Here is a 13,434-nt window from a genome sequence, read left to right as displayed (position 1 = left end):
GCCCCTGTGTCGATCGAATGGGTGAACCAGGCCATCGACGACCTGCGTGCCTGGGGGCGCTCGCGGGACGTCGAGGTGGACGCGGACGAGGTCCGCCTGCTCTGCGACTACGCCAGCGACTACCTCAACGTCAACGAGCCGGGTGACTTCACCCCCGAGACGTTCGATGAGCTGTTGTTGTCCATCTATCCGCGCAAGGTCATCGCGCCGCCGGAGAGCGCGCGTGAGACCGTGTCCGCGGCCCGCACTCTGGTGGCCTACCTCAGCGAGCGCGGCGCGGTCGGCGAGGAGACGGCGGCGCTCATGCGCGGCAGGCTCGACGACATCGAGCCGCGCCTGCCGGAGGCCCTCGCCGACCCGGCCAACTTCGGCATGGCCAAGAGCCTGTTCAGCTCCATCGGGCCCGAGTCGCTCGAGCAGTCGATCGCCATCCCGTCCGGCGAGGTGCCCGATCTGGGCGAGGCGCCCTGCGACTGCCCGGGCTGCACGCCCCTGCCGGCCGCCCGGCTGGCCTCCCCCGACGACCTGCGCGCCGGGCTCGCCTCGGTGCCGATGCTGGCCGAGCAGCCGCCGGCCGACAGCGGCGGCGACCCGATGGAGGCGTGGGCGCAGGCGGTGGCCCGCATGCTGGAGCCGGGCACGCGGGGCGCCGTCACCGGCTCGGCCGAGCTCGACGAGGGCCTCTACGACCTGTTCGACATGCTCTACCGGCTCCAGGTGCGGGTCCCCGTCACCGTGATCGGCGACTATCTCGACGAGATCGCCGGCGACGGCGGGGCCGACCTCGACGCCGTGCTCGACCGGCTGGCCTGGCACGGCATGATCCAGGTCACCGGTGACACCGCGGAGCTCACGCCGCTGGCGGTGTGGGGGTTGCGCGAGCACTACCAGTCGCTCGGGCTCGACGCCCCGCAGGCGTCCGACCTGGCCGAGGCCGACGCCCGCGGCCTCATCGAAGGGCTGCTCGAAGGCGTCCCCGCCGAGCTGGCCGAGGACGACATCAGCCGCTGGCTGACCGGAAGGGCGGCGGGCGAGGCCGCGGCCGAGCTGCTGGGCGCGGCCTCCGGCGCGCCCGCCGTGGCCCGAGGCATCGCCATCACCATCGTCGACCGGCTCGGGCCCGAGGCCGAGCCGCAGGTGCGCGACTATCTCGACGACCAGGAGCTGCGTCCGCACGCCATCCACTGGCTGGCCGCCAGAGGGCTGCCCGCGCCCCAGCTCACCCAGGAGGAACTGCTCTGGGTCAGCGTCGACATGCTCGCGCTCGCGATGCCTGCGGCCGAGGAGGATCTCGAGGTGTTCGCCGAGAACATGGCCGCCTCCGGCCCGCCCGCCCACATGATCGAGGAGATGTGGCGGGTGGACCACCCCGACGTCGTCGACGTCCTCGAGCTGCTCGGACGCTCCATACCCGACGGCACGGTCGCCAAGGCGGCCCGCAAGGCCGCGTTCAAAGCCCGGTCCCGGGCCATCCGTTGAGTACGCTCATGTGACTCGTGTGCAGTAAGTTTCGTGGGTGGCCAACAATGTCTTCGACCTCGCCGAGCTGCGCAAGCTGATCGATGAGCAGGCCGCCGTGCCGTCACGGCCTCCTGTGGAGACTCCCGTGGAGCATGAGGCGCTGACGTTTCCGCCGGTCCTGCTGGCGTCCGACGCCGAGCTGGCCAAGGCGGTGCCCACGGTCCCGCTGGTCGCCGACGCCATCAGGCTCACGCACTGGGCGGGCACCCGGCAGGTGACCGCCGAGGGGCACCTCGACGAGGCGGCCGCGCGGGCCGCGGCAGGGGAGCTCGGGGTGCCGCTCTCCCGGCTGCGCCTGATCTGGATCGTCGCCGTCAACACCGGACTGCTGCAGATCCTCGGCGGGCGGGCCTCGCGCGGGCCGCTGTCGATGCAGCTGACCGTCGAGGCCACGCTGGAGTTCTGGGACGGCGTGGTCATGGACGTGCTCGACCGCGCGGACGAGGGCCTGACGGGCTCGGCCGTGGTCGACGGCCACCTGGCCGAGATGCTCGCCACGATCTACTCCGTGCGCTCGGGCGTCGCCACCGCCAACCTCGCCCGCGGCATCCTCCAGTCCCACGAGGTCGCCTGCGCTCCCGGCCCTGTCGAGATGCGCAGGCTCGCCGCGGCGCTGCCCGCCGAGCTGCTGGAGGCGCTGTCGTTGCTGGCCTACTGCGGGCTCGTCGAGCAGACCGCCGCAGGCCGCACCGCCCTCACCCCGATCGGCGTCTGGGCCATCCGCCGCGACCTGCTGCGCGAGGGGCACGACGCGCCGACCGCGGCCGAGGTCGAGGTGTACGCCGACCTGTCCGCCGCCGAGCTGGTCGACGAGCTGGTCAAGGGAGCGGCCACGCAGAGCGCCGTCGCGGGGTGGCTGGAGCGCCGCTCGCCCGAGTCGGCCGCCCGCGCCCTGATCGAGATCGCCGCCTCCGGCACGGCGGGCCAGCGCGGCGCGGTGGGCGCGATCCTGGAAGAGCTCGGCCCGGAGGCTGAGCAGCCCGTCAGGCAGGCGCTCGGCGATCCGCTGATGCGCCGCTACGCCGCCTCGTGGCTGCACATCCGCGACCTCGAGGCGCCGGCGCTCAGCCCGGAGGACCACACCTGGATAGCGGTCGACTCCCTGGCCGCGCTCATGCACCTGTCGGGCCACGCGGCCGGCCGGCTCGACACCCCCGAGCCCGGCGAAGACCTGATCAAGATCGTCGGCGAGATGCCCGCGGTCGGTCACCCCGACACGATCGCGGTGCTCGACATGCTCGCCACCGCCCACGACGACCAGGCTGTGGTCAAGGCGGCGCGCAAGGCCGCGATGAAGGCCCGCTCGCTGGTGCACGACGGTCCGCGCACGACGTCGTAGCACGACGGCCCTGCGCAGGTGAGCCGCCCGCCGCCGGCCGCGGGCGGTGCGGGAGGCCTCTGGCAGGTGACATGCTCTACTAAACTGGGCTGATCCACGTTCGAGAAACGGAGTGACCCCCTTGGCGATCCAGTCGATCCGGCTGTTCGGAGATCCGGTGCTGCGCACCCCGGCGGCCCCGGTCGTCGACTTCGACAAGGAGCTCCGCAAGCTGGTCAAAGACCTCACCGACACGATGATGGACGCCCCGGGCGCGGGCCTGGCGGCGCCGCAGATCGGCGTCGGGCTGCGGGTGTTCACCTACTACGTCGACGATCAGCTCGGCCACCTGATCAATCCCGACCTCGACCTGTCCTCGGAGATCGACGAGGAGGGCGAGGAGGGCTGCCTGTCCTTCCCTGGCCTGTCGTTCCCGACGCCGCGCGCCGTACGCGCCGTGGCCAAGGGCTTCTCCATGCACGGCGAGCCCGTCGTCCTCGAGGGCACCGACCTGATGGCCCGGTGCTTCCAGCACGAGACCGACCACCTCGACGGCATCCTGTTCATCGACCGCATGGACCCCAAGCAGCGCAAGCTCGCCATGAAGGCCGTGCGCGAGGCCGAGTGGAGCGGGCTGTCCGCTCCGGTGATCAAGGCCTCGCCGCACCCCACCGGCGGAAAGGCGCTCTGAGAGCATGCGTCTGGTCTTCGCGGGCACCCCTGCGACGGCGCTGCCGTCGCTGCGCACCCTCATCGACTCGCCCCGGCACGACGTGGTGGCGGTCGTCACCCGTCCCGACGCCCAGTCCGGCCGGGGCCGCAAGGTCCACCCCTCTCCGGTGGCCGAGCTCGCCGAGGAGGCGGGCATCGAGGTGCTGCGCCCGCAGAAGGCCGGCGATCCCGCCTTCCTCGACCGGCTGCGCGCCCTCGAGCCCGACTGCTGCCCGGTGGTCGCCTACGGCGCGCTGCTTCCGCAGTCAGCCCTCGACGTGCCCCGGCACGGCTGGATCAACCTCCACTTCTCGATCCTGCCCGCCTGGCGCGGGGCGGCCCCCGTCCAGCACGCCGTCCTGCACGGTGACGAGATCACCGGCGCGAGCACGTTCCAGATCATCAAGGAGCTCGACGCGGGGCCCGTCTACGGCGTGGTCACCGAGGAGATCCGGGCGTCCGACACGAGCGGCGCCCTGCTGGAACGCCTGTCGGTCTCGGGGGCGGGCCTGCTCGCCGCCACCCTCGACGGCGTCGAGGACGGCGCCCTGGAGGCCCGGCCCCAACCGGCCGAGGGCGTGAGCGTCGCGCCCAAGATCTCCGTCGCCGACGCCCGGGTCGCCTGGGACAGACCAGCCCTCCACATCGACCGGCTGATCCGGGCCTGCACCCCGGGCCCCGGCGCGTGGACCGAGTTCAGAGGGCAGCGGGTGAAACTCGGCCCGGTGCGGGTGCTCGCCGGCGAGCGGCTGGCGCCGGGCGAGATCTCCGCGTCGAAGACCTCGGTCCGGGTGGGGACCGCGACCGACGCCGTGGAGCTCGGCGACGTGCAGCCGCAGGGCAAGCGGCTGATGGGAGCCGTCGAGTGGGCCCGAGGGGTCCGCCCGGAAGGCGAAGAGAGCTTCAAGTGACCCGGCACGGCGCCGGCCAGGCCGCGCGGAAAGTTTGAGGGCATGACGAGCAGGGGGCACCAGAGGGCCGGCGGCAACCGTACGCGCAGGCCCCAGAAGTCAGCGCAGAAATCGGTGCGGAAGCCGGCGCGCGATCAGGCGCGCAACGCGGCCTTCGACGTCGTGCGCGCCGTCGACGAGCGCGACGCGTACGCCAACCTGCTGCTGCCGCGCCTGCTGCGCGAGCGCGGGATCAGGGGCCGTGACGCGGCGCTGGCCACCGAGCTCGCCTACGGCACGCTGCGGGGCCTCGGCACCTACGACGCGATCATCGAGACGTGCAGTGACCGCACGCCCGATCCCGACGTGCTCGACGCCCTCAGGCTCGGCGCGCACCAGTTGCTGCGCATGCGCGTCCCGCCGCACGCGGCCGTCGGCACCACCGTCGACCTCGTACGCCTGCGCATCGGTGCGGGCGCGGCCAAGTTCGTCAACGCGGTGCTCCGCAAGGTCGGCTCGAGGACGGTCGAGGAGTGGCTGCCGATCGTCGCCCCCGATCCGGTCGACGATCCGGTCGGTCATCTCGCCGTCGCTCACGGACATCCCCGGTGGATCGTCTCCGCGTTCCGCGACGCGCTGGGCGGCCCTGACGAGGTGACCGAGCTGCTCGAGGCCGACAACGCCCGCCCGCTGGTGACGCTGGTCGCCCGGCCGGGGCGCAGCTCGGTGGCGGAGCTGGAGGAGGCGGGCGCCGCGCCGGCCCGTTACTCGCCCTACGCGGCCTACCTGCCTGAGGGCGATCCCGGCCAGATCGCGGCGGTCGGCGAGACGCGCGCCGCCGTGCAGGACGAAGCCAGCCAGCTGGTGGCGCTCGCCCTGACCCGGGTGCCGGTCGAGGGCGAGGGCGAGGAGCGCTGGCTCGACCTGTGCGCGGGGCCCGGCGGCAAGGCCGGGCTGCTGGACGCCATCGCCGTCCACGGGGACCTCGCCGGGCTCGACGCCGGAGCCCCTGGCGCCTTTCCAGGAGGGGCCCGGCTGCTGGCCGCCGACCTGCAGTACCACCGGGCGCGGCTGGTCTGGCAGACCACCAGGGACGCCGGCGTGGTCACCGCCGACGGCACGGAGCCGGCCTGGCGGCAGGGGGTGTTCGACCGGGTCATGCTCGACGCGCCCTGCACCGGGCTCGGCGCGTTGCGGCGGCGTCCTGAGGCGCGCTGGCGGCGCGATCCGGCCGGCATCGGCGACCTGGGCAAGCTGCAGCGGCGGCTGCTCGGCACGGCGCTCGACGCCGTGCGTCCCGGGGGCGTCGTGGCGTACGTGACCTGCTCTCCCCATCTGGCCGAGACCCGGGTCGTGGTCGGCGACGTCGCGGCCCGCAGGGAGGACGTCGAGCAGCTCGACGCGCGCGCCTACCTGCCGGGCGTCGAAGGCCTGGGGGAGGGGCCGCACGCCCAGTTCTGGCCGCACCGGCACGGCACCGACGCCATGTTCCTGTCCCTGCTGCGCAAGCGGCACTGATCGTTGGGCGCGCCGCCCGGCTGACCGTGCCGGCACGGCGCGAATCACGCCGCCGCGAGCGGCGCGCCGGGCATGACGGCGCGGATGGGACACGATGGGCAGGGTGGATCTCCTGGACGAGTTGCACCTGGCGGAGCTCGGGACGATCGTCGGGCTCCAGCAGTGGCCCGAATGGGTCCTGCCGGTGATGAAGCTGGTGTCGGCCCTCGGCACCGACACCTTCTACCTGCTGTGCCTGCCCGTGCTCTACTGGTGCGTCAATCCCGCGTTCGCCCTGCGCCTCGGGCTCACGGTGATGGTGGCGGGCGCCACGAACGCGCTCGCCAAGCTCGCCTGGCACCAGCCGAGGCCGTACTGGATCGACGCCCGCGTCCGCCCGCTCTCCCCGGAGGGGGCGTTCGGGCTGCCGTCGGGGCACGCCCAGAGCGGCACGGCCGGCCTGGGCCGGCTCGCCTCGCTGTCGGGCGGTTCGTGGGCGTGGTGGGCGGCGGGCGGGCTCGTCGGGCTGGTGTGCCTGAGCCGGGTCTACCTCGGCGTGCACTTCATCTCCGACGTCGTGGCCGGAGTGGTGCTCGGTCTGGTCGTGCTGGCGCTCGTCATCACGCTGGAACGCCCCGTGACGGCGTGGTGGCGGCGGCAGGCGCTGTGGGCGCAGCTGGCCGCCTCCGCGGCGCTGTCGTTCGGGCTGATCGGCGCGGCGGCGCTCGTCAACGCCCCCTACTCCGGCTGGTCGCCGCCCGCGGCGTGGAGCCCGGCCGGCGCCATCGACCCCGAGAACCTCGACCGGGTCGTCATCCTCGCCGGGCTGCTGGCCGGCACGCTGGCGGGCACGTCGATCATGCACCGGATCGGCTGGTTCGAGGCGGGCGGGCCGCTCGGCATGCGCGTCGCCCGCTGGCTGCTCGGCACGTTCGTCGCCGCGTCCGTCTTCTACGTCATGCGCGAGCAGCTGCCGCAGACCGGCGCCGTCCTGTATGCCGGATACGCGCTGCTGGCGCTCTGGGTGCAGCTGGGAGCGCCGGTGCTGTTCATCAGGCTCGGGCTGATGGCCCCGGCGAGACGGGCGCGGGCCGTTCAATAGACTGGCGCATCATGGCCGTACAGATCTCGCCCAGCATCCTCGCCGCCGACTTCGCCAGGCTCGCCGACGAGGCCGCCGCCGTGCCCAACGCCGACTGGCTGCACGTCGACGTGATGGACTACCACTTCGTGCCCAACCTCACCCTGGGCCTGCCGGTGGTCGAGTCGCTGCGCAAGGCGACCGACAAGCCGCTCGACTGCCACCTCATGATCGCCGAGCCCGACCGCTGGGCGCCTCAGTACGCCGAGGCGGGCGCCGGCAGCGTCACCATCCACGCGGAGGCGGCACGGGCTCCGGTCCGCACGCTGCGCGAGATCCGCGCGCTCGGGGCCAGGGCGGGCCTCGCGCTCAACCCGGCCACGGCGGTCGAGCCGTTCGAAGACCTGCTGGGCGAGGTCGACATGCTGCTGCTGATGACCGTCGAGCCGGGGTTCGGCGGGCAGAAGTTCCTCGACGTGGTGCTGCCGAAGCTGCGGCGGGCGCGCGAGCTCGTCGACAAGCACGGCGGGCGCGTGTGGCTGCAGGTGGACGGCGGGGTGACCGGCGAGACCATCGAGCGCTGCGCCGAGGCGGGCGCCGACGTGTTCGTGGCGGGCAGCGCCGTCTTCGGCGCGTCCGACCCCATGGCCGCCGTCGACGGGCTGAGGGCCGCCGCCGAGCGCGCCGCCTCGTGACATGAAATGTCGGTTGCCGGGGTAACTATCCACTTATGGGCGACCATGGCATCTTCGGGCCCCGCTCGGTGACGTGGCGGGTGATGGGCGAGCCGATTCTGCTGGTGGGCGGCATTCGCGCCCTGCTGATGCAGGGGCTGCATCCGAGGGCGATGCGCGGGGTGCTGCAGAATTCCGCGCTCATGGATCCGAACGAAGCCTGGTCGCGGTTCGTCCGCACGACCGAGTTCGTACGCGTGCGCACGTACGGCACCCGCGCGGAGGTCGAGCGGGCCGGCCGCCGCGTCCGCAAGATCCATGCCAAGCTGACCGCCCACGATCCTGACACCGGCGCCACGTTCCGCCTCGACGAGCCCGACGCGCTGCGCTGGGTGCACGTCGGCGAGGTCGACTCCTACCTGTCGGTCGCCCGCAGGGCGGGGGTGCGGCTGACGGACGACGAGGCCGACACGTTCGTGGCGGAGTGGCGGCGGGCCGCCGAGGTCGTGGGGTTGCGGGCGGAGGAGGTGCCCGGCTCGGTGGCGGAGCTGCGTGCCTACATCGACGCCGAGCGGCCGGGGCTGCGTTTCGTCCCCGAGGCGTCCCACCCGCTGCGCCTGTCGCTCAACGCTCCGCTCCCGGTTCTGCTCACGCCGCTCAAGCCGGCGATGCCGGCGCTGACGCTGCTCGCGTTCGCCACGCTGCCGCGCTGGGCGAGGCGGCTGTACGGGTTGCCCGCCACGCCGGTCGGCGACCTGTGGGCGACCGCCACGCTGCGGACCCTGCACACCGGGATCGGGCTGGTCCCCGGGCACCCGCTCCACAGCCCGGCCGCCCGCCGCGCGCACCGCATCATGGCGGCCTGAGGGCGTTGACCAAGCGGTCGGTTGGCCATTTTGCCCGGGGTGGTCGCGCGCCCGGATCGGGGCATGGCAGACTGGTAGGCGAGAAGAGCTAGCGTGCTCCGGGGTCGGTGAAATTCCGAACCGGCGGTGACAGTCCGCGACCCGGCCGATGCCATCGGCCGGTTGACCCGGTGAAATTCCGGGACCGACGGTTAAAGTCCGGATGGGAGGAAGCGCGCGAGGTGTCCGGTGTCCCAGCCGGGCGCCTGCTGTGGTGCACGGGTGCACCATCGCACGTCCCCCGGGGCCCGCCGTGGCGAAGAGCTACTGGCGAGTAGGAGACCCGGGTGGAGACTCCCGATCAGGACGCCGCGCACATGGCGCGCGCCATCGAGCTGGCCGGGCACGGGCGCGGCACCACCAGCCCCAACCCCGTCGTGGGCTGCGTCGTGCTCGACGCGGCCGGCCAGGTGGCGGGCGAGGGGTTCCACGCGTACGCCGGCGGGCCGCACGCCGAGATCGTCGCGCTGGCGCGGGCCGGAGAGCGGGCCCGCGGCGGCACCGCCTACGTGACCCTCGAGCCCTGCGACCACACCGGCAGGACGGGCCCGTGCAGCCGGGCGCTGCTCGACGCGGGCATCGCGCGGGTGGTGATCGCGGTGACCGACCCCAACCCGAAGGCGGCGGGCGGGGCCGCGCGGCTGCGGGCGCGGGGCGTGCCCGTGACGTCGGGGGTGCTCGCCGGCGCGGCGGAGCGGGGGAACGAGGAGTGGCTCACGTACGCGCGGCTCGGGCGTTCCCACGTGACCTGGAAGTTCGCCGCGACGCTCGACGGCAGGTCGGCCGCCGAAGACGGCACCAGCCAGTGGATCACCTCTCCCGAGGCGCGGGCCGACGTGCACCGGATGCGCGCCGCCGCCGACGCGATCGTGGCCGGCATCGGCACCGTCCTGGCCGACGACCCCAGCCTCACCGCCCGGCCACCCGGACACGACGGGGACGACGGCCCTGCCAAGGGTGTCCGTGCGCCGTTGCGGGTCGTGATCGACACCGAGGGCCGCACCCCCCAGCACGCCAGGGTGCTCGACGACCGGGCGCCCACGCTCGTCGCGGTGGCCGACGACGCCCGCACCGGCCTCAAAGCCGACCTGCTGCGCCTGCCCCGCCACGAGGACGGCCTCGACCTGCGCGCCCTCCTGCGGGAGCTGGCCGCGCGCGAGGTGGTCGGCGTGTTCCTGGAAGGCGGGCCCACGCTGGCCGGCTCGTTCGTCAGGCAGGGCCTGGCCGACCGGGTGCTGGCCTATGTGGCGCCCGCGCTGCTCGGCTCGGGGAGCGCGGCGCTCGGCGCGGCGGGGGTGGGCACGATCGGCGAGATCCACCGCCTGACCTTTGATGACTTTTCCCTCATCGGGCCGGATCTTCGGTTGATCGCCCGGCCCGCCCACCCACTAGGCAGGGAGCAGTGATGTTCACCGGAATCATTGAGGAGAAGGGCGAGGTCGTGGCCGTCGAACGGTCGGGAGGCGGAGCCCTGCTGGCGGTGCGCGGGCCGCTCGTCACCTCCGACGCCCGGCACGGCGACTCCATCGCGGTCAACGGCGTGTGCCTCACGGTCGTGACGGTCGAGGACGACGTGTTCACCGTCGACGTGATCAGGGAGTCGCTCGACCGCAGCTCCCTGGGCGCGCTGATCGAGGGCTCCGCCGTCAACCTGGAGCGCTCCGTACGCGCCGACCAGCGCCTGGGCGGCCACATCGTGCAGGGCCACGTGGACGGCACCGCCACGCTGCTGTCCAGGGAGCCCGGTGAGAGCTGGGACGACGTGCGCTTCTCGCTGCCGGAGCCGCTCGCCCGCTACGTCGCCGAGAAGGGCTCGATCGCCATCGACGGAATCAGCCTGACGGTCACGACGGTTGACGACGAAAGCTTCGGCGTGAGCCTCATCCCGACCACGCTCAAGCTCACCACCCTGGGCGACCGCCAGGTGGGCGACATGGTGAACATCGAGGTCGACGTGATCGCCAAGTATGTGGAGAGGCTGGTGACCGGGAAGTGAACTGGGCCAACGCCGGATTTGAGATGTTCGGCACGCATGTGATGTGGACCGACCTGGTGGGCAACATCGCCGCCCTGTCGACGGTCCTGCTGGCCATCCGCAAGTCGATGTGGACGTGGCCGGTCCAGTTCACCGGCTCGGTGTTGCTGTTCATCGCCTCCATCAGCGCGCACGTCACCGGCAACGCGCTCAAGCAGGCGATGTTCGCCGGCCTGGCGATCTACGGGTGGTGGGCCTGGCGGCGCGGCACCGAGAACGGCAGGCAGCTGGCCATCCGCCCGGCGCGGTGGTGGGAACGGCTCGTCCTGATCGGTTTCATGGTGCTGGGCACCGCCGCGGTCGGCCTGCTCTTCTATGTCACGGGCCTGTCGTGGGGCGCCACGGTGCCGCTGCCCGAGGGCGCCTTCCTGGTGGCGGCCGACGCCTACATCTTCGTCGGCAGCGCGATGGCCACCTGGGCCCAGGGCAGGGCACTGGTGGACTTCTGGATCGTGTGGGTGGCCGTCGACCTGGTGGGGGTGCCGGTGGCGTTCTACTCGGGGCTCGTGGTCTCCGGCTACGTGTACGCCGTGTTCTTCGTGCTGGTCATCGTCGGGTTCGTGAAATGGCTGCGCGAATCCCGTACGACCCGGCTTCAGGTGGCGGTGGCGCAGTGAACACCATCAAGCTCGACCCCATCGAACGCGCCATCGAGGACATCCGCGCCGGCAAACCCGTCGTGGTCGTCGACGACGAGAGCAGGGAGAACGAAGGCGACCTCATCTTCGCCGCCGCCAAGGCCACGCCCGACCTGTGCACGTTCACGATCCGGCACACCAGCGGCATGATCTGCGTGGCCATGGAGGGCAAGGAGCTCGACCGGCTCGGGCTGCCCCTCATGGTCTTCCACAACACCGAACGCATGCGCACCGCGTACACGATCACCGTGGACGCGCGCGACGGCGTCACCACGGGCATCTCCGCCGCCGACCGGGCCCGGACCATCCGCACGCTCGCCGACTCCGCCACCGAGCCCGACGAGCTCGTACGCCCGGGCCACATCTTCCCGCTGCGCTACCACGAGGGCGGCGTGCTGGCCAGGCGCGGCCACACCGAGGCGGCCGTCGACCTGGCCAGGGCGGCCGGGCTGTCGGCGGCGGGCGCGCTGGCGGAGGTCGTCAACGAGGACGGCACCATGGCCAGGCTGCCCGAGCTGCGCCGCTTCGCCGACGAGCACGACCTGGCCCTGGTCTCGATCGAGCAGCTCGCCGACCACCGCCGCCGCGCCGAGAGCATGGTCACCAGGGTCGCCGAGACGCGGCTGCCCAACGCGCACGGCATGTGGCGGGCGTACGGCTACGCCAGCGCGCTCGACGGCGGCGAGCACGTGGCCCTCGTCTACGGCGACCTGTCCGGCGGCGAGAACGTCCTGGTCAGGGCCCACTCCGAATGCCTGACCGGCGACGTGTTCGGCTCGCTGCGCTGCGACTGCGGGGTGCAGCTCGACCATGCCATGGCGGCCATCGCGGAGGAGGGCCGCGGCGTGGTCGTCTACCTGCGCGGCCACGAGGGCAGGGGCATCGGTCTGCTGGCCAAGCTCAGGGCGTACAGCCTGCAGGACAACGGCAGCGACACCGTCGACGCCAACGTGGAGCTGGGGTTGCCGGTGGACGCGCGCGAGTTCTCCAACGCGGCGCAGATCCTCGCCGACCTGGGGGTGAAGTCGGTGCGGCTGCTCACCAACAACCCGGCCAAGCTCAAGGGCATGGACGGCTACGGCATCAAGGTGCTCGGCCGCGAACCCATGCCGGTGGCCATGAACCGCCACAACGAGCGCTATCTCCTGGCCAAGCGCGACCGGCTCGGCCACGACATCGCCACGACATCGGGGGAGGCGTCATGAGCGGTGAGGGACGGCCCGGGGCGGTGGCGCCGGACGCGTCCGGGCTGACGGTGGGGGTGGTGGCGGCGAGCTGGCACGCCACGATCACCGACCAGCTGGTGGCGCGGGCCGTGCAGGCGTGCGACGACAGCGGCGCGGTGGCGACGGTGGTGCGGGTGCCGGGCTCGCTGGAGATCCCGGTGGTGGCCCAGGCACTGGCCCGCCGCTGCGACGCCGTCGTGGCACTGGGCGCGGTCATCAAGGGAGAGACCGCCCATTTCGACTACGTCTGCGACTCGGTGACCTCGGGGCTGACCCGGATCTCGCTGGACGAGCGGACGCCGGTCGGCAACGGCGTGCTCACGTGCGAGACCCTCGACCAGGCCCTTGATCGTTCCGGCCTGCCGGGCAGCAAGGAGGACAAGGGATACGAGTCGGCCGTCGCCGCGCTCGAGACCGCCCTCCTCCTCCGGGACCTCCGTTAGCGTGCGGTAGGTTTCCTTCGTGTCACAGCCCGCACCGCCCCTGCCCATCACCTGGCGTCCACGCCGGGCGAGGATCGTCGCCTACGGATTCGCCGTGCTGATCGTGCTGGGGGCGGTGGTCATGGCGGTCCTCATCGCCGCGCCGTTCAAGCTGCCCGACCGGGTGGCGATCGTGGCGTTCGGTTGCGCGGTGGCCTACGTGCTGCACCTGCTGGGGCGGGTGCGGGTGGAGGCCGACGAGGAGGGCATCACGATCGTCAACGCCGTCCGCACCCACCGCTACAGCTGGCCGGAGATCCTCGACGTCACGCTCCTCGTGGGCGACCCGTGGCCGCGGATCGACTTCTCCGACGGGCGCACGATCGGCGCCATGGGCATCCAGGGCTCGGAGAAGGCCCGCGCCCGCCGGGCCACGGCCGAGCTGGAGGCCCTGATCCGCGAGCGCGGCGAGGCACGCGAGGAATAGCGGCGTAGCCTGAAAGCGTGCTACGGCGG

14 protein-coding genes and 1 riboswitch are annotated in these 13,434 nt (G+C 72.8%); all 14 genes read left to right on the top strand.

Annotation, left to right across the window (positions count from 1 at the left end; genetic code table 11):
* Positions 1-6 precede the first annotated feature (6 nt).
* Positions 7-1,479, top strand: a complete 1,473-nt coding sequence (locus ACTWPV_RS11860; RefSeq protein ID WP_443151776.1) for a hypothetical protein — start codon at positions 7-9, stop codon at positions 1,477-1,479.
* A 37-nt stretch (positions 1,480-1,516) separates the two neighbouring features.
* Entirely contained in the window at positions 1,517-2,860 is a 1,344-nt protein-coding gene (locus tag ACTWPV_RS11855) for a hypothetical protein (RefSeq protein WP_443151775.1), read from the top strand.
* Between the two features lie 121 nt (positions 2,861-2,981).
* On the top strand, positions 2,982-3,530 hold the full coding sequence (gene def, locus ACTWPV_RS11850) for a peptide deformylase (protein WP_347642714.1): 549 nt from the start codon (positions 2,982-2,984) through the stop codon (positions 3,528-3,530).
* 4 nt (positions 3,531-3,534) lie between these two features.
* Complete coding sequence (fmt, locus tag ACTWPV_RS11845) at positions 3,535-4,461, top strand: methionyl-tRNA formyltransferase (RefSeq protein WP_443151774.1); 927 nt, start codon at positions 3,535-3,537, stop codon at positions 4,459-4,461.
* Between the two features lie 42 nt (positions 4,462-4,503).
* On the top strand, positions 4,504-5,958 hold the full coding sequence (locus ACTWPV_RS11840; RefSeq protein ID WP_443151773.1) for an RsmB/NOP family class I SAM-dependent RNA methyltransferase: 1,455 nt from the start codon (positions 4,504-4,506) through the stop codon (positions 5,956-5,958).
* Positions 5,959-6,061: 103 nt separating this feature from the next.
* Complete coding sequence (locus ACTWPV_RS11835) at positions 6,062-7,039, top strand: phosphatase PAP2 family protein (protein WP_443151772.1); 978 nt, start codon at positions 6,062-6,064, stop codon at positions 7,037-7,039.
* 11 nt (positions 7,040-7,050) lie between these two features.
* Positions 7,051-7,713, top strand: coding sequence for a ribulose-phosphate 3-epimerase (gene rpe, locus ACTWPV_RS11830; protein ID WP_347642718.1), 663 nt, complete (start codon positions 7,051-7,053; stop codon positions 7,711-7,713).
* Between the two features lie 35 nt (positions 7,714-7,748).
* On the top strand, positions 7,749-8,558 hold the full coding sequence (locus ACTWPV_RS11825) for an oxygenase MpaB family protein (protein WP_347642719.1): 810 nt from the start codon (positions 7,749-7,751) through the stop codon (positions 8,556-8,558).
* A gap of 89 nt (positions 8,559-8,647) precedes the next feature.
* A riboswitch (FMN riboswitch) is annotated at positions 8,648-8,778 on the top strand.
* A gap of 106 nt (positions 8,779-8,884) precedes the next feature.
* Positions 8,885-10,003 carry a bifunctional diaminohydroxyphosphoribosylaminopyrimidine deaminase/5-amino-6-(5-phosphoribosylamino)uracil reductase RibD gene (gene ribD / locus ACTWPV_RS11820; protein ID WP_443151771.1) on the top strand — a complete coding sequence of 373 codons (1,119 nt, stop codon included), beginning with the start codon at positions 8,885-8,887 and terminating at the stop codon, positions 10,001-10,003.
* Positions 10,003-10,593 (top strand): riboflavin synthase, encoded by a 591-nt coding sequence (locus ACTWPV_RS11815; protein ID WP_443151770.1) that lies wholly within the window; start codon positions 10,003-10,005, stop codon positions 10,591-10,593. The genes ribD and ACTWPV_RS11815 overlap by 1 nt, the downstream gene beginning before the upstream one ends.
* Entirely contained in the window at positions 10,590-11,249 is a 660-nt protein-coding gene (locus ACTWPV_RS11810) for a nicotinamide mononucleotide transporter family protein (RefSeq protein ID WP_347642722.1), read from the top strand. The genes ACTWPV_RS11815 and ACTWPV_RS11810 overlap by 4 nt, the downstream gene beginning before the upstream one ends.
* Positions 11,198-12,475 (top strand): bifunctional 3,4-dihydroxy-2-butanone-4-phosphate synthase/GTP cyclohydrolase II, encoded by a 1,278-nt coding sequence (locus tag ACTWPV_RS11805; protein WP_443151769.1) that lies wholly within the window; start codon positions 11,198-11,200, stop codon positions 12,473-12,475. The genes ACTWPV_RS11810 and ACTWPV_RS11805 overlap by 52 nt, the downstream gene beginning before the upstream one ends.
* On the top strand, positions 12,472-12,939 hold the full coding sequence (gene ribH, locus ACTWPV_RS11800; RefSeq protein ID WP_347642724.1) for a 6,7-dimethyl-8-ribityllumazine synthase: 468 nt from the start codon (positions 12,472-12,474) through the stop codon (positions 12,937-12,939). Before ACTWPV_RS11805 ends, ribH begins: the two co-directional genes overlap by 4 nt.
* Positions 12,940-12,958: 19 nt before the next feature.
* A complete protein-coding gene (locus tag ACTWPV_RS11795; RefSeq protein ID WP_181958357.1) occupies positions 12,959-13,405 on the top strand; it encodes a PH domain-containing protein in 447 nt (148 codons plus the stop codon).
* The last annotated feature ends 29 nt before the right edge of the window (positions 13,406-13,434 follow it).

It is taken from the genome of Nonomuraea sp. KM88, from assembly GCF_052245635.1.
Taxonomy (GTDB): domain Bacteria; phylum Actinomycetota; class Actinomycetes; order Streptosporangiales; family Streptosporangiaceae; genus Nonomuraea.
Note: the sequence above shows the minus strand (reverse complement) of the source record. Positions and strands in the feature narration are given on the sequence as shown.